Origin of the sequence: Roseixanthobacter finlandensis, from assembly GCF_043195105.2 — a bacterium.
In the GTDB taxonomy this organism is placed as follows: Bacteria; Pseudomonadota; Alphaproteobacteria; order Rhizobiales; family Xanthobacteraceae; genus NCEH01.
Window position 1 is genome coordinate 484,876 of the sequence record NZ_CM195536.1, and the last position, 18,732, is coordinate 503,607.

Here is an 18,732-nt window from a genome sequence, read left to right on the forward strand (position 1 = left end):
CACCTAACCGTGTCCGGTGACTATCACACGACACTTTTCAGTTTGCGCGCGGCTCGACGCTGAAATCACGCTGCGCGACGCGCACCGAAACGGAAAATCCAGCCGCCACATCCAGCAGCATGATGCATAGCAGAAGCGCGAAGACCGAAGTTCCTGCCTGCGGCACCAGCAAAAATTCGACTACGCCGCCGATAAACACCAGTATCGAGAGCATATGGTCCACCAGGGAGCGGGAAGAGACTCGGGTGGACTTGAGGATCTCGAAAAACAGAATGAACAGGCTGAATGCGATAAATACGTCCGCGATGGTGATCCGCCAGACCGCGCCGGACATCATGGCGAAGGCGCCGAGGGTGGCCTGCCAATCCAGGCCGGGGGTCAGGAAGCAGAAGATGTTGTAGATGGCGAGTGGGACAATCAGCAGCGGAATTGGCGTCAGCATTGCTTGTTCCTCCCCCCGGCGTCACCGGGCGTGGAAAATGCGCTGGCCCGGCTGTGGTGGGATGGGTCGCATATTCCCACACAAATGTCACCGTCCTCGCCATGTGACGAATGCGACTTGTCTGTCCGATCAAAGACTTGGCTAAGAATGGCTTGAAATCGCCGTCCAGCGGGTGTGCCTCGGGGCGGATCGCGGCTGCCGGTTCTGGGGGCGACCTGCGCTTGAGGCCTTTGCCGCCAAATGCCGCATCCACGCGTCTGCGGGGCTGTCCAAGCGCGCGGCGAGCCGCGGGCGATCCCCCCCTCTAAGCGGGGCGCCGGCGCCGACGCGGCGCGCTGCGCGTGCCGCGCGCCCTCTTGGGGCAGGCCGCGCCATCCGTGCGGGGCCTTGTGTCGAGGCGGCGCCCGCGCGGTTCGCGCGCGCCAACCCGCTGCTTGCTCAGGCTTCGGCCTTGGGCTTCAGGATCTGACGGCCGCGATACATGCCGGTCTTCGGGTCGAGGTGGTGGGGGCGGCGCAGTTCGCCGGAATCCTTGTCCTCGACATAGGTCGGCTGCTTCAGCGCATCGGCCGAACGACGCATACCGCGACGGGACGGCGAGGTTTTTCTCTTAGGGACGGCCATGTCCAAACTCCGGGAAAACGACCAAACTCATTGCGCCTGCGGCGAAGGTCCGCGCAGGCTAGCGAAACCAAAATCTCGATTGGAGGCGCGCCTTATACAGGTTTGCACGACGGAGCGAAAGGCCCCCGCCGGCAAATTCTGGTGCGTGCGATTTCCTCGCATTTGGCACACCCGTGCCGCACGAATGCCCACTTGCCACGCGAAGGGACCTGGGCGAGGGTGCGCGCCGCTTCGGGCACCCGCAAGAATTTAAGGACCTCGGACATGATGCGTTCCGCTCCTACCGCCGCAATGGCGCTCGCGCTGACGGCCTTCGCCTTTGGCGGTGCAGCCTCGGCCCAGACGCCGGCCCCGGCGCCGGCTGCTGCTGCTGCCGCCGCTGCCGCTCCCGCGGTCGCCGCCGGGACGCCCGCCGGCGACGCGATCGTGGCGACGGTCAACGGCACGCCCATTCGCGCCAGCGAAGTGGCCATCGCCGAGGAAGACATCGGCCCCGGCCTGCCCCAGGTCCAGGGTGCAGCGCGGCGCGAATATGTGCTGTCTTTCCTGACCGACATGACCCTTCTCGCCAAGGCCGCCGAGGCGCAGAAGCTGGACCAGACCGCCGATTTCAAGCTGCGCATGGATTATTCGCGCACCAAGGCCCTGATGGAAGCGCTGATGGGCGCCGAGGCCAAGAAGGCCGTGACGGAAGAGGCCAAGAAGGCGACCTACGAAGAATTCGTCAAGGCCAGCAAGCCGGAAACCGAAGTGCGCGCCCGCCATATTCTGGTGGATAGCGAGGCCAAGGCCAAGGAAATCGCCGCCAAGGCCAAGGCCGGCGAGGACTTCGCCAGGCTCGCCAAGGAAAACTCCAAGGACAGCGCGGAAGACGGCGGCGACCTCGGTTATTTCACCAAGGAACAGATGGTGCCGGAATTCGCCGATGCCGCGTTCAAGCTGGAAAAGGGCCAGATCTCCGACCCGGTGAAGAGCCAGTTCGGCTGGCACGTCATCAAGCTGGAAGACAAGCGCACCAAGCCGGTTCCGACCTATGACCAGGTCTCCGACCAGATCGACCAGTATCTGATCCGCAAGGCCCAGGGCGATCTCGTGACCAAGCTGCGCGCCGAGGCGAAGATCGAGCGTACGACGCCGCCGGCCGCGCCCGCCGGTGCTGCGCCTGCCGGTGCCGCTCCTGCTGGTGCCGCTCCTGCCGGTGCGACGCCCGCCGCGCCCGCGACGCCTGCTCCCGCGACGCCCGCCCCCGCTGCCAAGTGAGGGGTGGCCGGGATCGCCCGGCGGTTTCCTGGAGTTGAATGGCGCGCCGTCCGGATCTTCCGGGCGGCGTTTTCTTTAATTTACGCCGGTTTGAAGAACCAGCCCGCTCAGGCCTGGATCCCCAGCGCCTTGCGCAAGGCGAGGCTGCGCGCCGTGCGTTCCGCTGCGGCGAGGGGCGTGCGCGTGCCTTGGCCGAACACCGGGCCGGGCCAAGCCGCATCCCCGGGGTTGCGGCCGACCACATGCACGTGGAGCTGCGGCACCACATTGCCCAGCGCCGCCACATTGAGCTTGGCGCAGCCGCTGATGGCCTTGAGCGCTGCGCTGGCGGCGGAAATCTCGTCCATCAGGGCGCGCCGATCCTCCGGCGGCAGGTCGATGATCTCGCTCGCGCCCGCACGGCGGGGCACGAGAACGATCCAGGGGAAGCGGGAATCATCGACCAGGCGGACGTGGCAGAGCGGGAGATCCCCGAGGGCGGGGCCATCGGAGGCGAGCCGGGGATCGATATGGAAGAGGGATCTGGACATGACCCCACTTGAGCTTGCGTCCTCGCGAAGGGCAAGCGATCAGGAGATGTGCACGAAAAGGTGAACGACCCGGTGCCGCGGGCCGGTCGCGCGGTCGGAAGGACCGGCAACGGCAGCCGCAAAGGCATCATCCGCAAGAAAGAGAGCCGGCGCGCTTGCCAAGCGGCGCGCGGCCGACGATATAGGGGCCGGGAGGTTGGCGGTGGACGAGCCACTCGCCAACCGGGTCAGGTCCGGAAGGAAGCAGCCCCAACGAGACCGTCTCGGGTTGCCGATCAGCCTCCCACCTTTTCATTGCATCGCCGGAAGTCCCGCGCCGCCTGATGCCCCATGGCATCGGCCCGCCGGTCCGGGTGGGGAGGCGCCTATGTGGGCCATTGCGGTCATCCTGCTCAGCGCCTTGTCCGGCCCCGAGGCCCATGTGGTCACCAAGGCCGGCCTGTTCACGAGCGAAGACAGCTGCAAGGCCGGGCTCGCCGCCGGGGTGCCGGCGCGGCTGGAAGGCGAGGCGGTTCAGCAATTCAAGGACGGCTATCGCCGTTTTGTCTGCGTGCGGGTGGGCGGGGCCGATCTGTTTCAGCGGGCGAAATGAGTTTTGACTCCGCCGGGGCCGCCAAAACGCCCGCCGGAGGCGCCGGAAACCCTGTGATTTTCGCAAAATGTTTCACGTGAAACAATGGCTTAGCGCGGACGAATAGTGGTTTCCTGGCGCTTCTCCGCACCTTTCCGCCCGACCACACCGCCAATTCGGGCGAAGTTTCACAGCCGAAGTTCGGCCGCATCCCAGGCTGGGGGCGAACCGGCTCGGCGCGCCAAAAATCGCTGCGCCGGCCGCCCGGAATGGTATGAAGAGGCATGAGCGCGGATCTTCCTGACGAAACCCCCGGCTTCGACCTCGGCGCCCCCTCTGCGCCGACCGCGGCGACGCCCTATCGCGTGCTGGCGCGCAAATACCGGCCGCAGAATTTCACGGACCTGATCGGCCAGGAGGCCATGGTCCGCACGCTCTCCAACGCCTTCGCCTCCGGCCGTATCGCCCAGGCCTATATCCTCACCGGCGTGCGCGGGGTGGGCAAGACCACCACCGCCCGCATCCTTGCCCGCGCGCTCAATTACGAGCCCATGGAGGGCGGCGGCGGGCCGAGCCTCGACCTTTCGGTGATGGGCCGGCATTGCCGCGACATCATCGAATCGCGCCATGTGGATGTGATGGAGATGGACGCCGCGTCCAACACCTCCATCAACGACATCCGCGAGATCATCGAGGGCTCGCGCTACCGCCCGGCCATGGCGCGGTACAAGGTCTACATCATCGACGAAGTGCACATGCTCTCCACGGCGGCCTTCAACGGCCTGCTGAAGACGCTGGAGGAGCCGCCGGAGCATGTGAAATTCGTGTTCGCCACCACCGAAATCCGCAAGGTTCCGGTGACGGTGCTGTCGCGCTGCCAGCGATTCGACCTGCGGCGGGTGGAAGCGGGCGTGCTCGCGGCTCATATCGCCGGCATCTGCGCGAAGGAAAATGTGACGGTGGAGGCGGAGGCGCTGTCCACCATTGCCCGCGCCGCCGAGGGCTCGGTGCGCGATGCGCTCTCCCTGCTCGACCAGGCGATCGCCCATGGCGGAGGTAGCGTGGGCGCGGAAGAGGTGCGCCGCCTGCTGGGCCTTGCCGACCGAGCGCGGGTGATCGACCTGTTCGAGGCGCTGATGAAGGGCGATGTGGCGCGCGCCCTCGCCGAATTCCGCGACCAATATGACGGTGGCGCCGACGCGGCCGTGATCCTCACCGATCTCGCCGAATTCACCCATCTCGTGACCCGCCTGAAGATCGTGCCCGAAAGCGCGGATGATGCCGCGCTGGTGGAAGCCGAGCGCATGCGCGGCGTGGAGATGGGGCAGGCCCTCTCCATGCGGGTGCTGTCGCGCACCTGGCAGATGCTTTCGAAGGGCATCACCGAGGTGCAGCAGGCGGCCAAGCCCGCCCAGGCGGCCGAAATGGTGCTGGTGCGCCTCGGCTATGCCGCCGATCTGCCCACCCCGGACGAGGCGCTGCGCCGGCTGAAGGACATGCCAAGCTCGGAAGGCGCCGCGCCCGGGCTCTCCGGCGGCGGCAATGGCGGCAATGGCGGTGGGGGAGGGGGTGGCTCGCGCCTTGCCCTTGCGCCGCGTGCCGAGCGCATGGCCGAGAATGTGGCGGCACCCGCGCCCGCCCGCGCCGCGTCCCAGCCGCAGGACGGGCCGGTTCTGGCATCGTTGCAGGATGTGGTGGCGCTGGCGAGCGCCCGGCGCGACCTGCTGCTGAAGCATGCGGTGGAGACCCAGGTGCGGCTCGTGCATCTCGAAGAGGGGCGCATCGAGTTCGCTTTGGTGCCGGACGGCAATCCGAATCTGGTCCAGGACCTCTCGCGCAAGCTCACCGAATGGACCGGCCGGCGCTGGCTGGTGTCGCTCACCTCCCGCGCGCCCGGCGCGCCGACCTTGGCGGAGACCGCCCACGCGGTGCGCCAGGAGCGCGAGGAGGGGATTAGGGCCGATCCACTGGTCTCGGCCGTTCTGTCGCGGTTTCCCGGCGCGCAGATCGTCGACGTGCGCACCCGCGAGGACATCGCCGAGATCGGCCTCGCGCCGGCGGACGAGGATGCTTATATGGGCGTGGGTTTCGACGACGAGACCGAGACCTGATCCCCGACCCCGGCACGGAGAGACCTGATGCGCGACCTCATGGGCATGATGAAGCAGGCGAAAGAGCTTCAGGAGCGCATGCAGCAGATGCAGCAGGAGATGGAGAGCACCGAGGTGGAGGGTGCCTCCGGCGGTGGCCTCGTCACCGTGCGCATGACGGTGAAGGGCGACACCAAGGCGGTGCGCATCGATCCGAGCCTGCTCAAGGCCGATGAAGGCGAGATCCTGGAGGATCTCATGGTCGCCGCCCTCGCCGACGCCCGCCACAAGGCGGAAAAGATCATGCAGGAAAAGATGAAGTCCATGACCGGCGGCCTCGCTTTGCCGCCGGGCCTGAACCTGTTCTGAGCGCCGCGCGCCGCCGGAAGCGATTACAGCGGGTGCTCCGGCGGTGCGCGCCAGAATGCGGCGGCACCCGGCGGAAGGGTGTCCAGCACGGCGGTGAAGGCGGCGGGGTCGGTTGCGCGGCGCAGCGCGGCGGCAACGTCGGCGATGCAGGTCTCGGGCGCGAAATTATGGTGCGGGCGCAGGCCCTGGGCCTCGCGCGTCAGGCTGGCGCGGTCGGTAAAGGGCAGGGGTGCCCGCGACAGATCCCAGTCGGACACGAAGATCGCCCGCAGCACCGGCGGCAGCACCTGGGCGAAGCGGATCGCTTCAGCGGGGGTGAGGCGCGCGCGGAACGTGCGCAGCACCCCTTCCACCATGGTGTAGGTCTGGTTGCGCGTCGCCAGGCCGGAGGTGTCGCGGGCATCGGCGAGGAAGCGCTCGAAATCCTCGGTGGCGTGCTGGATGGCCATCGGGATGGGCATGCGGCCCCGCCCGTCAGCGCCGCCGCACCGGGGGGCGGAACGGCGGCTCCAGCTTTTCCCGGCGCAGGGTGTCGAGCGCGCCCAGGGTCGCCTCCAGCCGGCCGGCGAACACGGCGCGCAATTGCACGGCGGCTTCCGGGAAGCCCTCGAGCACCCGCAGGAAGGTGGCGCGGGGAATGCGCAGCAGCGTCGAGGCCTCCAGCGCCCGCGCCGTGGCGGGGCGGGGCAAAGCGATGAGAAGGGCGCTCTCGCCCACCAGCGCGCCGGCCAGCACCTCGCACAGGACACGGGGGCGCGCGGCCTTCTCCTCCACCATCTCCAGCCGCCCGGAGGTCAGCACATAGCCGGCATCCGCGAGGTCGCCTTCCCGGAACAGGATGTCGCCGGTCGCTAGGCGCAGCTGGTCGGCGCTGATGGCGAGCGTGCGCAGGGCATCCGGCGTGAGCATGTCGAACGTGGGGACGTCCTGCAGCAGGGCGACGTCCTGTTCGAGGCTCACGGGCGGTCCCCTGCGTCGGTCATGCTCAGGGCACCAGCTTGTAGCCGCCGGCTTGCGTCGCCAGCAGGGTGGGGGCGGAGGGATCGGGCTCGATCTTCTGCCGCAGGCGGTAGATGTGGGTTTCCAGCGTGTGGGTGGTGACGCCGGAATTATAGCCCCACACTTCCTGCAACAGGGTCTCGCGCGCCACCGGCGATTTTCCGGCGCGATAGAGATAGCGCAGGATCGCGGTTTCCTTCTCCGTCAGGCGGATCTTGGAGCCGCGATCGGTCACCAGCATCTTCGCGCCGGGGCGGAAGCTGTAGGGGCCGATGGCGAACACCGCGTCCTCGCTCGCCTCGTGGCTGCGCATCTGGGCGCGCAGGCGGGCCAGCAGCACCGCGAAGCGGAACGGCTTGGCGATATAGTCGTTGGCGCCGGCTTCCAGCCCGAGAATGGTGTCGCTGTCCGTATCATGCCCGGTGAGCATGATGACCGGCGCCTTGAACCCATTCTTGCGCATTTGTCGCACGGCGTCGCGCCCGTCCATGTCGGGCAGGCCCACGTCCATGATGACGAGATCGATAGCGCCGTTCCGGGCCGCCTCAATGGCGCCCTGGGCGGTTTCCGCCGGCACGGGTTCGAACTCGTCCTGAAGCGCGAGCTGCTCGATCAGGGCTTCGCGCAGCTCCGGGTCGTCCTCGACCACCAGGATTTTCCACGCATTGGCCATCAAAACCTCCGTTACCCTTGCGGGAACGCGAATCGCGCAAGTACATCATGCTGCGGCGATCCTGCAAATTTGCCCGCGAAAGAATGTTGAAAACTGGTACCTAGGTGGGGTGTATTCGTGCAAGTTCCTGTGGGGATCGGGAAAATAACCGTCCGTCACCTGCCCGGCGCCCCGCATCGGGGCCTCCTGCAGATGGCCGGCCGGGCGATTCCCGTGGCCTTGGGACGCGGGGGAATCGGCTTCGACAAGCGCGAGGGCGACGGGCGAACCCCGGCGGGCCGCTGGCGCATCGAGCGTGCGCTCTATCGCCCGGACCGTGGGCCACGCCCCGTCACCCGCCTGCCTGCCAAGCCCATCGCCGCAACCGATGGCTGGTGTGACGATCCGCAGGACCGCCGTTACAATCGCCCAGTGCACCTCCCGATTCCCGTATCGCACGAACGCATGGCGCGCGCGGATGCGCTCTATGACCTTGTGCTGGTGCTCGACCACAATACACGTCCGCGTGTGAAGGGGCGGGGATCGGCGGTTTTTATCCATGCGGCGCGCCCCGGCTTCGCGCCCACCGAGGGCTGCATCGCCCTTACGCCGCGCGAGCTGCGCCGGCTCGCCGCGCGGCTGAAGCCCGGCGCGCGGCTGATCGTGCGGTAAATAAATACGCAGGAAAGACGCATCCATGCTCCAGGACGTTCCGCCCCCCGAGGGCGTCGCCGACCGTTCGGCGATCGAGGCGGCGTTGCGCGCGCCCGGCGCGCCGGTGCGCTTTGCCGGCTGGATTTTCGCCGGCGCGGACTTGCGCGGGCTGGATTTCGGCGGGTGCGAATTCGTCCGCTGCCGGGCCGGGCGCGCCGATTTCTCCGCCGCCGACCTCACCGAAGCGCGGTTTTCCGGCTGCGATCTCAATAATGCGCTCTGCCGGGGCACCATTTTGTCGGCGACCACGTTCGCCGATTGCAAGATGACTGGGGTGCAGATCCATGGCGCGCGCACGCTCGGCCTCGCGTTCGAGCGCTGCCTTCTGGTGAGCGCGGCGCTGCACGGCCTGTCGTTCCGGCGCGCCCGGCTCGACCAATTGGATTTCGCGGGCGCCGACCTCACCGAGGCGGATTTTCGCGAGGCGATCTTCCAGGGCTGCAATCTGCGCGACGCGAACGTGACCGACGCGCGCTTCGAGGGGGCGGACCTGCGCGGCGCCGATCTCGGCGCCCTGCGACTTGGCGACGCGACACGCTTCAAGGGCGCGATCATCTCCCGCCAGCAGGCGGCGGCGCTGCTGAGCGGGCTCGGGCTGAAGGTCGCCTGAGGCGGCAGCGCAGCCGTGCGCGGGCCGAAGCGTCCGGGGCGCGCGGGCGGGGTTGCGCGCGGGATTGCGAGGGGTTGCACGGGTTGCGGCCCATGGGTTGCACTGCTTTTGTTTGAAGACATTCCAGTGTTATGACAAACGACCGCGGGCGGCCTCGCGCCCGCGGTCGAAGCAAGGTTCGGTCCCATCCTTGGTCCCCTCATGCGTGACGTCCACGCCGGCTTCGGCGGAAGCGGCGCGCGCCACCTGGAATGATCTCAGGGCAAATGTCTGCATCCCCTCACACGCGCCCCGTCTCGGTCGGACTGTTCGCCACCTGCCTGGTCGATACCATCCGCCCCTCGGTGGGGTTTGCCGCCGCGCAGCTGATCGAGGAGGCCGGATGCGAGGTGAGCGTTCCGCGCCAGACCTGCTGTGGGCAGCCGGCGTTCAATTCCGGCGACCGCGTCACCACCCGCGCTTTGGCCGAGCAGATGATCGCCGCGTTCGAGACCTTCGATTATGTGGTGGTGCCCTCCGGCTCCTGCGCCGGCATGATCAAGACCCATTATCCCGAGCTGTTCGCCGGCGAGCCGGACTGGATGCCCCGCGTCGCGCGCTTCTGCGACAAGGTTTACGAGCTGGTCTCGTTCCTAGTCGACGTGCGCGGCATGACACGCGTTTCCGCCGCCTATGACGGCACGGTCACCTATCACGACAGCTGCGCGGGCCTGCGGGAGCTGGGCATACAGGCGCAGCCGCGCACGCTGCTCGCCTCGGTGGAGGGGCTGGAGCTGGCCGAAATGGCCGACAGCGACGTGTGCTGCGGCTTCGGCGGCACCTTTTGCGTGAAATATCCCGACGTTTCCAATGCGATCGTCGAGAAGAAAGCCGCCAACATCGTCGCCAGCCATGCCGATACTTTGCTGGCGGGGGATCTCGGCTGCCTCATGAACATGGCCGGCAAGCTCCAGCGCATGGGCCGCGACATCAAGGTGCGTCATGTGGCGGAAGTTCTGGCCGGGCAGGGCGGCGATCCCGCCATCGGCGAGCCGGTACACACGAACGCCGCGCTGAAGAACGCAGGCCCGCGAGGGGCGCAAGCATGAGCGTCCAGATCACTTCGCCCCAGTTCAAGGCCAACGCCCGCGCGGCGCTCGCCGACGCGCCGTTGCAGCAGGCGCTCTCCAAGGTCGGGCTGAGCTTCATCGGCCGGCGCTCCGCCGCCGCCGCCAAGCTGCCGGAATTCGAAGCGCTGCGCGACAGCGCGCGCGACATCAAGAACCACACGCTGGCCCATCTCGATTTGTATCTGGAGCGCTACGAGCAGCAGGTGATCGCCGCCGGCGGGCATGTGCATTTCGCCGTGGATGCCGCCGAGGCGCGGGACATCGTGACCCGCATCTGCCGCGAGGCGGGAGCGAGGACGGTCACCAAGGGCAAGACCATGATCGCCGAGGAGATCGGCCTGAACGATCATCTGGGGGCGGCGGGCATCCAGCCGGTGGAAACCGACCTCGGGGAATATCTGATCCAGATCCGCGGCGAGGCGCCCTCGCACATCATCGCCCCGGCGATCCACCTCAACAAGGAGCAGGTGGAGGAGGATTTCCGCCGGGTCCACGCTCACCTGCCGCCCGAGCGCAATCTCTCCGAGCCCACTTCGCTCCTCGCCGAGGCGCGCGGCGAACTGCGGGCGAAATTCCTGGCGGCGGATGTCGGCATCACCGGCGCCAATTTCCTGGTGGCGGAGACCGGCACCTCGATCATCGTCACCAATGAGGGCAATGGCGACCTCACCCAGACCCTGCCGAAGGTGCATGTCGTGCTGGCCTCGCTGGAAAAGCTGGTGCCGACGCTGGAGGATGTGAGCCAGCTGCTGCGGGTGCTCGCGCGCTCGGCCACCGGGCAGGACATGAGCGTCTACACCACCTTCTCCACCGGTCCGCGACGGCCCGGCGATGTGGACGGGCCGCAGGCCTATCACGTCGTGATCCTCGACAACGGCCGCTCGGGCATGCTGGCGGGCCAGTTTCGCGAGATGCTGCGCTGCATCCGCTGCGGCGCCTGCATGAATCATTGCCCGGTCTATCAGGCCGTCGGCGGTCATGCGTATGGCTGGGTGTATCCCGGCCCCATGGGCGCGGTGCTGACCCCCGCGCTCATCGGCATCGAGAAGGCCGCGAACCTGCCCAATGCCTCCACTTTCTGCGGCCGGTGCGAGGCCGTGTGCCCGGTGCGCATTCCCCTGCCGAAGCTGATGCGCCATTGGCGCGAGAAGGAATTCGAGCGCCACCTGACCCCGGCGCCGCAGCGTTATGGCCTCGCCTTCTGGGCCTTCTTCGCCCGGCGCGGCTGGCTCTATCGTCCGGCAACCCGGCTCGCCATGTGGGGGCTCTCGCGGCTCGGCAGGGCCAAGGGGCGCTTCGCCGCCCTGCCGCTCGCCGGCGGCTGGACCAAGCATCGCGATTTTCCCACCCCCCAGGGCGATACGTTCCAAGCCCAATGGCAGGCGCGCCGCCAGTCACAGTTACAGGCACAGGCGCAACGCGGAGGCGGCCGCTGATGACCTCCTCGCGCGACATCGTCTTCGCCTCGGTGCGGCGCGCCCTCGGCGCCACCGGCCAGGAAGCGCCCCGCCGGCAAGCGGTGGCCGACCGCATCGCCGGCCATCCGCGCGGCATCATCCCCGCCCGCGCCGACCTGCCCCCGGCGCAGAAGATCGACCTGTTCAAGGACATGGTGCGGGCTGCCGACGGAACGCTCGACCATCTCGCGCGCGCCGCCGACGTGCCGCTGGCGGTGGCCAGCTATCTGCGCGAACGCAACCTGCCGCCCACCATCCTGCGCGGCGCCGATCCGCGGCTCGCAAACCTGCCGTGGGACACCGCGCCCAATCTCGACGTGTGGATCGGCCCCTCCGACGGGCGCCAGCTCGCCGGGCTCTCCCACGCCTTCGCCGGGGTCGCCGAATCGGGCACGGTGGTGATGCTCTCCGGGCCGGACAATCCGAGCACGCTGAACCTGCTGCCGGACCATCATCTGGTGGTGATCGACGCGGGGGACGTCGCGGGCGATTACGAGACCGTTTGGACGCGCATCCGTGCCGCCTACGGGGCGGGACTGATGCCGCGCACGGTCAATTGGATCACCGGCCCGTCGCGCTCGGCGGATATCGAGCAGACCTTGCTGCTGGGCGCCCACGGGCCGCGCAGCCTGCACGTGCTTCTGGTGGGTGCCGCGCTTTGACATCGCACCCCGCGCGGGTGCAAATCTGGCGCCGCGGGATGATGGCGAACGCGTGACGCGGGAAGAGTGCGACCATGCAAGGGCTTGACGCTGCGGACGATTATCCCGAAGGCCCACGCTGGTGGCTGGCGCTTGCCGCCTGCGTGCTCGTGATCGTGGGCGCCAAGCTGACGCTGATCTGGGTGTACGGCAGTTCGGTGCCCTACTGGGACCAATGGGACGCGGAAGCCGCTTTGCTGTACCGGCCCTATCTTGATGGCCACGTGCCGCTATCCACGTTCATTGGTGCCCATAACGAGCATCGCATCCTGACCTCGCGGCTCCTGGCGCTCGGCGAGCTGGAGTTCGCGGGCCGTTGGGACCCGATCCTGCAGATGTGTGTGAACGCCTTGCTGCACACCATCGCCGTCGTGACGCTGATGGCGCTGCTGCGCCGGCTTGTGAGCGCGGGCGCCGCCATCGCGCTTACCGTCTTCGCGGCGATCCTGCTGGCGATTCCGTTCGGCTGGGAAAATGCGCTGGCGGGCTTTCAGTCCCAGTTCAACTTCGTGCTGCTGTTCTCCACCATCGCCCTGGCCCTGTTTGCCAGGACGGCCGCCTTCAGCCCCCTGTGGGGCGGCGGCATCGCGTTATCGCTCCTCGGCTATTTCTCGCTGAGCGCCGGCGGCTGCACGCCCGTGGTGGCGAGCGTCATCGTCGCTATGCAGCTTCTGGCCGGGCAGCGCGCGGGGCTGCGGGAATGGGCCGGCGCCGCGGTGCTGCTGGTGTTCGGCGGCGTGCTTCTCGCGCTGGTGCCCACAATTCCCGATCACGCCCCGCTCAAGGCGCAGTCCCTGGCCCAATATCTGTCGGCGCTGCAATTGATCGCGAGCTGGCCGATGCCGTCAGCGCCGTTCGCGCCCTTGCTTCTCAACGCCCCGCTGCTCTGGCTGTTCATCCGCGTGATGCAGGAGAAGCGACCGTTGCGGGATCCGGCATGGCTGTGCATTGCCATCGGCGGCTGGGTGGCGATGCAGGCGGTGACGCTGGCCTATGGCCGTGCCGTGGGCATTGAGGCATCGCGCTATCTGGACCTGATTTCCGTCGGTGTGCTGATGAACTTCGTTGCCCTCGCCGCCTTGTTGAAGGACCGTGCCGCCACCGTCGGTCTCCCGCGCCAGTCGGGGCTGGGGCTTGCCGGCGTCTGGCTCGTGGCGGTCGCTCTTGGGATCGGCCACATGGCCATGAAGGCCACGCCGGTCAATGTCGTCACCCGGGGCGAGCAAGGAAAGGTTCAGGCGGAAAACGTGCGCCAGTATCTCGCGACCGGCGACATGGCCCATCTCAAGGACAAGCCCTTCCTTCAGGTGCCGTATCCGAACGCCGAGCGGCTGGCGAGCATCCTCAACATGCCGGAAATCCGTGGCATCCTCCCACCGGAACTGGTGGACGATCCTGCCGCCCGGGCGGCCATGCAGGCGCGCCTCAGTTCGGGCGGCATGTTCGCGCCGCTGGCGTGGAAAATACGCACCTTTCTGCCCAAGGCCGGGCCTTATATCGGATTTGCCGGCATCGCCCTTTATTTCCTCGCGGGCCTCGCCGGGTGTCTCCTCGCGACTCGCTCGGAACGGGCGCAGGGGGCCGCGTCGGAAGCCGCTGCACCGGCACCCGCCGCCCCGAACCTTGCGTAAGGCGGGGCCGGCGCGCCTTCACACTGATGCAATCGCGCAACGCAACTGGGGAAACCACTCCGATCGTGACGAAATTGTGCAGCCCGGCGGCGTCTGCTCCGTTGCCCGCACGGGGAATGTTGGGCAGAACACAAAAGAAAATTGACGGTGACCCCATGACGTCTCGCCCGCGGTTTGTCCTGTCGCTTCTCGCCGCGTTCTGCGTGCTGATTTCCACCGCCTTCGTGCCGGCTCACGCCCAGAACCCCAATGTGCGCGTCTATCTGATGCGCGGCCTCGCCAATGTGTTTTCCTACGGCATGGATGATCTGGCCGGGAAGCTCCAGGCCAAGGGCATTTCCGCCACCGTCTATGAATATGGCCAGTGGCCGCAGCTCGCCGAGGATGCGGTGGCCTGGTCGAAGGCGCACCGCAAGGGGCCGGTGGTCATCATCGGCCATTCGCTGGGTGCCGATGCCGCCATCGAGATGGCGGAGCGCATGACCGCGCTCGGCGTGCCGCCGCGCCTCGTGGTCACCTTCGATCCGGTGGGCGTGACGGCGGTGGCCAACACCGGCGGGCGCTTCGTGAATTATTTCCAGAACAACAACGGCTTCGGCAAGAGCCTGGCGACCGGCGCCGGCTTCAAGGGCTCGCTGGCCAACCGCAACCTGGACAATGCCGCCACGCTCGACCATTTCAACATCGAGAAATCCCCGACCCTGCATGCCGAGGTGATCAAGATGATCCAGGCGCTGGCGGTGCGGCCGAAGCCCAAGCCCGTCGCGCCACCGATCCAGCCGGCGCCGAGCGTGGTGCCTTCCCCCTCGCTTGCCGCGCCGGCGACCTCGGAACGGGCGGAATCCGCGGTCGCCACCGCGCCCCACCTGATGCGTTGAAACCCGGCGCGCCCGCAGCCGCTGGTCTGAATGTGCGCCGCGCGATTTGCGCCGCGCGGTACTGGGGGCCTCGGCCGGGCCGCGCGCAGGCAATTTGAGGTCACCCGGAACGTGGGGCACCCCGATGGAGCTCGCCGGTCGCCTCCTGGCCTATCTGCTGTCCGTGGGCGTGCTGGGCGGGCTGGTGTTCGCCATGGTCGCGTTCGGCGCGCGCAGCAAGGCGCTCAAGGCCACGGGCTGGCGCGTCGTGCCGGGGATCGTGACCCGGCCGCCGGGGCGATTGCGGGCCGTCGGCAGTCTCGGCGCCGGGCTGCGCTACCAATATGACATGGACGGGCGCACGCTGATCGGCAATCGCGTGCGGCTGCTGGACTGGCCGGCGCTGCTGTTCGCCGATGCCGCAATGCTGCATGCGCGCCTGTCCAAGGCCGGGATCGTGGAAGTGCGCGTCAATCCCCGGCTTGCCGACGACAGCGTCCTCGACCTCGCGCCACCGCCTGCTGCCCTCGGCTGGGCGGGGCTGGCCTTTTCCTGCGCCTGCGGGCTGCTGATGGCGCTGCGGCGCGTTCTCTAGACGCCGAAATACCGCAGGCCCGCCCCCGCCAGCACAGCGGCGAGGACGGCGAAGAAATCGCTGTGGGTCAACTTGGTGACGATGAAGGCGACGATCAGGCCGGCGGCCATCGCCGTGTCGCCATGCACGGCCGCCGGCGCGACGATCGCCACCAGCACCGCGCCGGGCAGCGAATCGAGGATCTTGCGCACGCGTGGCGTCACCGGCACCAGCCGCATCAGGAAGAAGCCGGCGGTGCGGTTGAACATGGTGGCGCCCGCCATCACGCAGATGGCGAGCACGGTGCCGGGATCGAGCATGCTACTCATCGGAAAATCCGCCCGCGAGCGCGCCCGCCACCGCGCCGATGACGATGAACCACCAGCCCGGCACCAGATAGGATGCGGCCACCGACACGAGCGCCGCGACCCCCCAGCTGACCGCCTCGCGCCGGCCCTTCCAGTTCGGCACCAGCATGGCGATGAAGAAGGCCGGCACCACGAGGTCGATGGCGAACGCCTTGGGATCGGGAATGCCGCCGCCGATCACCTGGCCCGCCACCGTCGAGAGGAGCCACACCACCCAGGTGATCAGCCCCGAACCGACGAAATAGCCCGCGTCATTGCCGCCATGGGCGTGATAGCGCATGGCGGCGGCCCAATTATTGTCCGCCAGGAACAGCAGCGAGCCATAGGCCTGCCAGCCCGGAAGCTGCCCCAGCCACGGGCGCATGGAGGCGGCCATGAGGAAATGGCGCATGTTCACCGTGAAGGTGAGCATCGCCAGCGCCAGCAGGCTCGCCGGGGTCCAGCTGTGGGTCCAGCCCTCCAGCGCCACCATCTGGGCTAGGCCGGCGAACACGAGGCCGCTGGAAAGAGCGGTCTCGGCGGCGGAAAACCCCTTCTGCGCCGCCGCCGCGCCGAAGGCGGCGCCAAACACCGCGATGCCCGGCATCAGCGGCCACATGGCATCGACGCCCAGGCGTACGCCGGCCAAGGTGATGCGGACCGGGGAGGAACGGGGCTCAGTCATGAATCGCGGCGGCGTGGGGCATGAAACTCTTATGCCGAACGCCAGGGAACGCACCAACCCGATTTCGGCATGCGCCCTGCGGCAGCCATGCGCGGACTTTGGGGCGCGCGCCAGTGGCCCGCGCCGGGCGCGGCCGCCAAGTCTTAAGCCGGCACCGGCGCGTCGTGCTTCACCCGCACCGGGATGGTGAGGTAATGCACCCCATTGGCCGAGGCGGGCGGGAAGCGGCCGGCGCGCATATTGACCTGGATCGAGGGCAACAGCAGCACCGGGGCGGCGAGCGTCGCGTCGCGGGCGGTGCGCATGGCCACGAAGGCGTCCTCGCTCACGCCGGCGCCGACGTGCACATTGCGCGCGCGTTGATCCCCCACCGTGGTTTCCCAGGCATAGGTATCGCGGCCGGGCGCCTTGTAATCGTGGCACATGAAAAGCCGGGTCTGCGGCGGCAGGGCCAGCAGGCGATGGATCGAGCGATAGAGCTGGCGCGCATCGCCGCCGGGGAAATCGGCCCGCGCGGTGCCATAGTCGGGCATGAACAGGGTGTCGCCCACGAACACCGCATCGTCGATCTTGTAGGAGACATCGGCCGGCGTGTGGCCGGGCGTGTAAAGGATCTCGACATCGAGCGTGCCGATGGCGAAATGCGCGCCGTCCGCGAACAGATGATCGAAATCGCTGCCGTCGGCCTTAAGGTCGGTGGCGTTGAACACCGGGCGGAAGATGCGCTGCACCTGGACGATCTGCGCCCCGATGCCGATCCGCGCGCCGGTGCGCGCCTTGATGAAGGGCGAGCCGGAGAGATGATCCGCATGGACGTGGGTTTCCAGCGTCCAGGTGATTCGGTAGCCTTGTCGCGCGGCCGCCTCAAGCACCGCCTCCACCGAGCGCGTGTCCACGGTGCCTGACTTGTGGTCATAGTCGAGGACCGGATCGATCACCGCCGCCTCGCCCGTGGCGGGATCGGCGACGAGATAGGTCACGGTGTGGGTCGGCTCGTCGAAAAACGCATGGATGACGGGCCGGGTCGGGGTGGCGGGGGTCTGAGTTGCGGGAGTCGGCGTTGCGGGGGTCGGCATGGCATCCGTCCTTTCGCGGCTTCGGCCGCCGGTTATTTAACGGCCTTGATTGTGAAATTTCGGAGGCGAGACGCGCCGGGCCGGGCCGGGCGGAATCTTTGACGGGTCGCGCCCTCGCCAAATTGCCGGCATAAGGGTAATTCTGGAATTCGCGCCAACGCCCGGCGCCCGCAGGAGAAACGAGTGACGCACCGCGCGCCTTCCCCGCCCCCTGTGCCTTCCTCTTTTCCCGAGGCGACGCGCCGGGAGGCGCTGATCCGGGGATTGCGCCTCGGCGGCGGGCTCGCCTCCGCGGCGGCGCTGGCGGCGTGCGCGGGGGACCTCGGCGGCAAAGCGGTGGATCTCGGCCCCCAGCCGGGAGCCGCCAATGTGCCGCCTCCGGTCGCGAACGGCCCGGCGGTGGCGCTCATCCTGCCGCTGGGCGCGCAGGGCAATGCCGGCCTGGTCGGCCAATCCATGCGCAATGCAGCCGAACTCGCCATCGCCGAGGGCGGGGCGCCGATCTTCCAATTGATCGTGAAGGACGACGCCGGCAACAGCCAGGGCGCCCGCGCGGCGGCGGATGCGGCGGTCAATGAAGGCGCGCGCATCATCCTCGGCCCGCTGTTCGCCCATTCGGTGGGGGCGGTCTCCCAGGTGGCGCGGGCGCGCGGCGTACCGGTGATCGCCTTTTCCACCGATACCAATGTCGCCGCACCCGGCATCTATCTGCTGAGCTTCCTGCCGCAGAGCGATGTGGACCGGATCGTGCGCTATTCCGTGTCCCAGGGCCGGCGCTCGTTCCTCGCCATGATCCCTGAGAATGCCTATGGCTCGGTCACCGAAGGCGCGCTCCAGCAGGCGGCGGCCGATACCGGCGCGCGGGTCATGAGCATCGAGCGGTTCACTCCGGCCAAGCTTGCCGACGCGGCGCGGCGCATCGCCGCCGTGGCGCCCCAGGCGGATGCGGTGTTCATTCCCGATTCGGCCGACCAGGTCGCGAACGTGGTGCAGCAGCTCGCCGCCGCCGGAGTGGATTTGAAGAAGGTGCGCCCGCTCGGCACCGGCCTGTGGGACAATCCCGCCCTGATCGCCGATCCGCGCATGGACGGCGGACAGTTCGCGGCGCCCGACAGTGCCGGCTGGCGCAATTTTTCCCAGCGCTACCGCCAGCGGTTCGGAAGCGACCCGGTGCGCACCGCCACCTTGTCCTATGATGCGGTCTCGCTGGTCTCGGCGATCCTGCGCACCCAGGGGCCGGAGGGCCTCAACGCGGCCACGCTGACCAATCCTTCGGGCTTCAACGGGGTGGACGGGCCGTTCCGCTTCCGCGCCGACGGCACCAACGAGCGCAGCCTCGCGGTGATGGAGATTCGCGGCGGCAGCGCCCAGGTTGTCAGCCCGCCGCCCCGCACCTTCGGAAGCTGAGCCGCGCCATCGCGCGCCGGCGTCTCG

General features: G+C 68.2%; 22 protein-coding genes and 1 other RNA gene. 14 read left to right on the top strand and 9 right to left on the bottom strand.

The genetic code is table 11. From position 1 onward, the window contains the following. Positions 1–37 precede the first annotated feature (37 nt). Together V5G24_RS02355 and rpmF are read right to left on the bottom strand one after the other, a co-directional pair. Positions 38–442 carry a hypothetical protein gene (locus V5G24_RS02355; RefSeq protein WP_394079176.1) on the bottom strand — a complete coding sequence of 135 codons (405 nt, stop codon included), beginning with the start codon at positions 440–442 and terminating at the stop codon, positions 38–40. A 438-nt stretch (positions 443–880) separates the two neighbouring features. Then, positions 881–1,066, bottom strand: coding sequence for a 50S ribosomal protein L32 (gene rpmF, locus V5G24_RS02360; protein WP_348844083.1), 186 nt, complete (start codon positions 1,064–1,066; stop codon positions 881–883). A gap of 264 nt (positions 1,067–1,330) precedes the next feature. On the opposite strand from rpmF, the gene V5G24_RS02365 reads away from it, so the two are divergent. After that, a complete protein-coding gene (locus V5G24_RS02365) occupies positions 1,331–2,326 on the top strand; it encodes a peptidylprolyl isomerase (RefSeq protein WP_394079178.1) in 996 nt (331 codons plus the stop codon). A 107-nt stretch (positions 2,327–2,433) separates the two neighbouring features. Here V5G24_RS02365 and V5G24_RS02370 read toward each other — a convergent pair whose 3' ends face one another. After that, positions 2,434–2,856 carry an HIT family protein gene (locus tag V5G24_RS02370; RefSeq protein WP_394079180.1) on the bottom strand — a complete coding sequence of 141 codons (423 nt, stop codon included), beginning with the start codon at positions 2,854–2,856 and terminating at the stop codon, positions 2,434–2,436. 190 nt (positions 2,857–3,046) lie between these two features. Between V5G24_RS02370 and ffs the strand changes: the two genes are divergently transcribed. The 4 genes from ffs (at position 3,047) to V5G24_RS02390 (ending at position 5,886) form a co-directional block, all read left to right on the top strand. Beyond that, an RNA gene (gene ffs, locus V5G24_RS02375) (signal recognition particle sRNA small type) lies at positions 3,047–3,144 on the top strand. Positions 3,145–3,223: 79 nt separating this feature from the next. Then, positions 3,224–3,448, top strand: coding sequence for a hypothetical protein (locus tag V5G24_RS02380; RefSeq protein ID WP_394079182.1), 225 nt, complete (start codon positions 3,224–3,226; stop codon positions 3,446–3,448). Positions 3,449–3,711: 263 nt separating this feature from the next. Continuing rightward, on the top strand, positions 3,712–5,538 hold the full coding sequence (locus V5G24_RS02385) for a DNA polymerase III subunit gamma/tau (RefSeq protein WP_394079184.1): 1,827 nt from the start codon (positions 3,712–3,714) through the stop codon (positions 5,536–5,538). A 27-nt stretch (positions 5,539–5,565) separates the two neighbouring features. After that, positions 5,566–5,886, top strand: a complete 321-nt coding sequence (locus tag V5G24_RS02390; RefSeq protein WP_394079186.1) for a YbaB/EbfC family nucleoid-associated protein — start codon at positions 5,566–5,568, stop codon at positions 5,884–5,886. A gap of 23 nt (positions 5,887–5,909) precedes the next feature. On the opposite strand, the gene V5G24_RS02395 is transcribed toward V5G24_RS02390, so the two are convergent. From V5G24_RS02395 to V5G24_RS02405, 3 genes are read right to left on the bottom strand one after another with little or no spacing between them, the layout of a single operon-like run. Further along, a complete protein-coding gene (locus V5G24_RS02395) occupies positions 5,910–6,347 on the bottom strand; it encodes a DUF2267 domain-containing protein (protein ID WP_394079188.1) in 438 nt (145 codons plus the stop codon). Between the two features lie 13 nt (positions 6,348–6,360). Next, entirely contained in the window at positions 6,361–6,846 is a 486-nt protein-coding gene (locus tag V5G24_RS02400; protein ID WP_394079190.1) for a cyclic nucleotide-binding domain-containing protein, read from the bottom strand. Positions 6,847–6,871: 25 nt separating this feature from the next. Continuing rightward, complete coding sequence (locus tag V5G24_RS02405; RefSeq protein WP_394079192.1) at positions 6,872–7,558, bottom strand: response regulator transcription factor; 687 nt, start codon at positions 7,556–7,558, stop codon at positions 6,872–6,874. A gap of 213 nt (positions 7,559–7,771) precedes the next feature. Here V5G24_RS02405 and V5G24_RS02410 point away from each other — a divergent pair, with 213 nt between their 5' ends. The 8 genes from V5G24_RS02410 to V5G24_RS02445 all read left to right on the top strand — a co-directional run bounded on the left by V5G24_RS02410 (position 7,772) and on the right by V5G24_RS02445 (position 15,211). Further along, positions 7,772–8,209, top strand: coding sequence for a L,D-transpeptidase family protein (locus V5G24_RS02410; RefSeq protein WP_394079194.1), 438 nt, complete (start codon positions 7,772–7,774; stop codon positions 8,207–8,209). 25 nt (positions 8,210–8,234) lie between these two features. After that, positions 8,235–8,861 carry a pentapeptide repeat-containing protein gene (locus tag V5G24_RS02415; RefSeq protein WP_394079196.1) on the top strand — a complete coding sequence of 209 codons (627 nt, stop codon included), beginning with the start codon at positions 8,235–8,237 and terminating at the stop codon, positions 8,859–8,861. Positions 8,862–9,127: 266 nt separating this feature from the next. Next, positions 9,128–9,949, top strand: coding sequence for a (Fe-S)-binding protein (locus tag V5G24_RS02420; RefSeq protein ID WP_394079198.1), 822 nt, complete (start codon positions 9,128–9,130; stop codon positions 9,947–9,949). After that, positions 9,946–11,406 carry a LutB/LldF family L-lactate oxidation iron-sulfur protein gene (locus V5G24_RS02425; protein WP_394079200.1) on the top strand — a complete coding sequence of 487 codons (1,461 nt, stop codon included), beginning with the start codon at positions 9,946–9,948 and terminating at the stop codon, positions 11,404–11,406. Before V5G24_RS02420 ends, V5G24_RS02425 begins: the two co-directional genes overlap by 4 nt. Then, complete coding sequence (locus tag V5G24_RS02430) at positions 11,406–12,089, top strand: LutC/YkgG family protein (protein WP_394079202.1); 684 nt, start codon at positions 11,406–11,408, stop codon at positions 12,087–12,089. Before V5G24_RS02425 ends, V5G24_RS02430 begins: the two co-directional genes overlap by 1 nt. A gap of 74 nt (positions 12,090–12,163) precedes the next feature. Further along, on the top strand, positions 12,164–13,759 hold the full coding sequence (locus tag V5G24_RS02435; protein WP_394079204.1) for a hypothetical protein: 1,596 nt from the start codon (positions 12,164–12,166) through the stop codon (positions 13,757–13,759). 155 nt (positions 13,760–13,914) lie between these two features. Continuing rightward, positions 13,915–14,637, top strand: a complete 723-nt coding sequence (locus tag V5G24_RS02440; protein ID WP_394079206.1) for a thioesterase domain-containing protein — start codon at positions 13,915–13,917, stop codon at positions 14,635–14,637. Positions 14,638–14,761: 124 nt separating this feature from the next. After that, complete coding sequence (locus V5G24_RS02445) at positions 14,762–15,211, top strand: hypothetical protein (protein ID WP_394079208.1); 450 nt, start codon at positions 14,762–14,764, stop codon at positions 15,209–15,211. Here V5G24_RS02445 and V5G24_RS02450 read toward each other — a convergent pair. The 3 genes from V5G24_RS02450 to V5G24_RS02460 all read right to left on the bottom strand — a co-directional run bounded on the left by V5G24_RS02450 (position 15,208) and on the right by V5G24_RS02460 (position 17,298). Further along, the gene (locus tag V5G24_RS02450; RefSeq protein WP_394079210.1) at positions 15,208–15,519 is read right to left on the bottom strand and encodes a branched-chain amino acid transport AzlD family protein; all 312 of its coding nucleotides are present in this window, start codon (positions 15,517–15,519) and stop codon (positions 15,208–15,210) included. The genes V5G24_RS02445 and V5G24_RS02450 overlap by 4 nt on opposite strands. Further along, positions 15,512–16,222, bottom strand: coding sequence for an AzlC family ABC transporter permease (locus tag V5G24_RS02455; protein ID WP_394079212.1), 711 nt, complete (start codon positions 16,220–16,222; stop codon positions 15,512–15,514). Before V5G24_RS02455 ends, V5G24_RS02450 begins: the two co-directional genes overlap by 8 nt. Before the next feature lie 143 nt (positions 16,223–16,365). Further along, positions 16,366–17,298, bottom strand: a complete 933-nt coding sequence (locus V5G24_RS02460; protein ID WP_394079214.1) for an MBL fold metallo-hydrolase — start codon at positions 17,296–17,298, stop codon at positions 16,366–16,368. 183 nt (positions 17,299–17,481) lie between these two features. Here V5G24_RS02460 and V5G24_RS02465 point away from each other — a divergent pair, with 183 nt between their 5' ends. Next, positions 17,482–18,705: a penicillin-binding protein activator gene (locus tag V5G24_RS02465; RefSeq protein WP_394079216.1), complete on the top strand. Its 1,224-nt coding sequence runs from the start codon at positions 17,482–17,484 to the stop codon at positions 18,703–18,705. Positions 18,706–18,732: the final 27 nt, after the last annotated feature.

What these genes read in the sequence shown, in the direction of transcription:
- rpmF (WP_348844083.1), bottom strand. Translation starts at nt 1,066, where the DNA reads ATGGCCGTCCCTAAGAGAAAAACCTCGCCGTCCCGTCGCGGTATGCGT.
- V5G24_RS02385 (WP_394079184.1), top strand. Translation starts at nt 3,712, where the DNA reads ATGAGCGCGGATCTTCCTGACGAAACCCCCGGCTTCGACCTCGGCGCC.
- V5G24_RS02395 (WP_394079188.1), bottom strand. Translation starts at nt 6,347, where the DNA reads ATGCCCATCCCGATGGCCATCCAGCACGCCACCGAGGATTTCGAGCGC.
- V5G24_RS02405 (WP_394079192.1), bottom strand. Translation starts at nt 7,558, where the DNA reads ATGGCCAATGCGTGGAAAATCCTGGTGGTCGAGGACGACCCGGAGCTG.
- V5G24_RS02445 (WP_394079208.1), top strand. Translation starts at nt 14,762, where the DNA reads ATGGAGCTCGCCGGTCGCCTCCTGGCCTATCTGCTGTCCGTGGGCGTG.
- V5G24_RS02430 (WP_394079202.1), top strand. Translation starts at nt 11,406, where the DNA reads ATGACCTCCTCGCGCGACATCGTCTTCGCCTCGGTGCGGCGCGCCCTC.
- V5G24_RS02355 (WP_394079176.1), bottom strand. Translation starts at nt 442, where the DNA reads ATGCTGACGCCAATTCCGCTGCTGATTGTCCCACTCGCCATCTACAAC.
- V5G24_RS02425 (WP_394079200.1), top strand. Translation starts at nt 9,946, where the DNA reads ATGAGCGTCCAGATCACTTCGCCCCAGTTCAAGGCCAACGCCCGCGCG.
- V5G24_RS02460 (WP_394079214.1), bottom strand. Translation starts at nt 17,298, where the DNA reads ATGCCGACCCCCGCAACGCCGACTCCCGCAACTCAGACCCCCGCCACC.
- V5G24_RS02380 (WP_394079182.1), top strand. Translation starts at nt 3,224, where the DNA reads ATGTGGGCCATTGCGGTCATCCTGCTCAGCGCCTTGTCCGGCCCCGAG.
- V5G24_RS02455 (WP_394079212.1), bottom strand. Translation starts at nt 16,222, where the DNA reads ATGACTGAGCCCCGTTCCTCCCCGGTCCGCATCACCTTGGCCGGCGTA.
- V5G24_RS02390 (WP_394079186.1), top strand. Translation starts at nt 5,566, where the DNA reads ATGCGCGACCTCATGGGCATGATGAAGCAGGCGAAAGAGCTTCAGGAG.
- V5G24_RS02415 (WP_394079196.1), top strand. Translation starts at nt 8,235, where the DNA reads ATGCTCCAGGACGTTCCGCCCCCCGAGGGCGTCGCCGACCGTTCGGCG.
- V5G24_RS02420 (WP_394079198.1), top strand. Translation starts at nt 9,128, where the DNA reads ATGTCTGCATCCCCTCACACGCGCCCCGTCTCGGTCGGACTGTTCGCC.
- V5G24_RS02440 (WP_394079206.1), top strand. Translation starts at nt 13,915, where the DNA reads ATGACGTCTCGCCCGCGGTTTGTCCTGTCGCTTCTCGCCGCGTTCTGC.
- V5G24_RS02365 (WP_394079178.1), top strand. Translation starts at nt 1,331, where the DNA reads ATGATGCGTTCCGCTCCTACCGCCGCAATGGCGCTCGCGCTGACGGCC.
- V5G24_RS02450 (WP_394079210.1), bottom strand. Translation starts at nt 15,519, where the DNA reads ATGAGTAGCATGCTCGATCCCGGCACCGTGCTCGCCATCTGCGTGATG.
- V5G24_RS02370 (WP_394079180.1), bottom strand. Translation starts at nt 2,856, where the DNA reads ATGTCCAGATCCCTCTTCCATATCGATCCCCGGCTCGCCTCCGATGGC.
- V5G24_RS02435 (WP_394079204.1), top strand. Translation starts at nt 12,164, where the DNA reads ATGCAAGGGCTTGACGCTGCGGACGATTATCCCGAAGGCCCACGCTGG.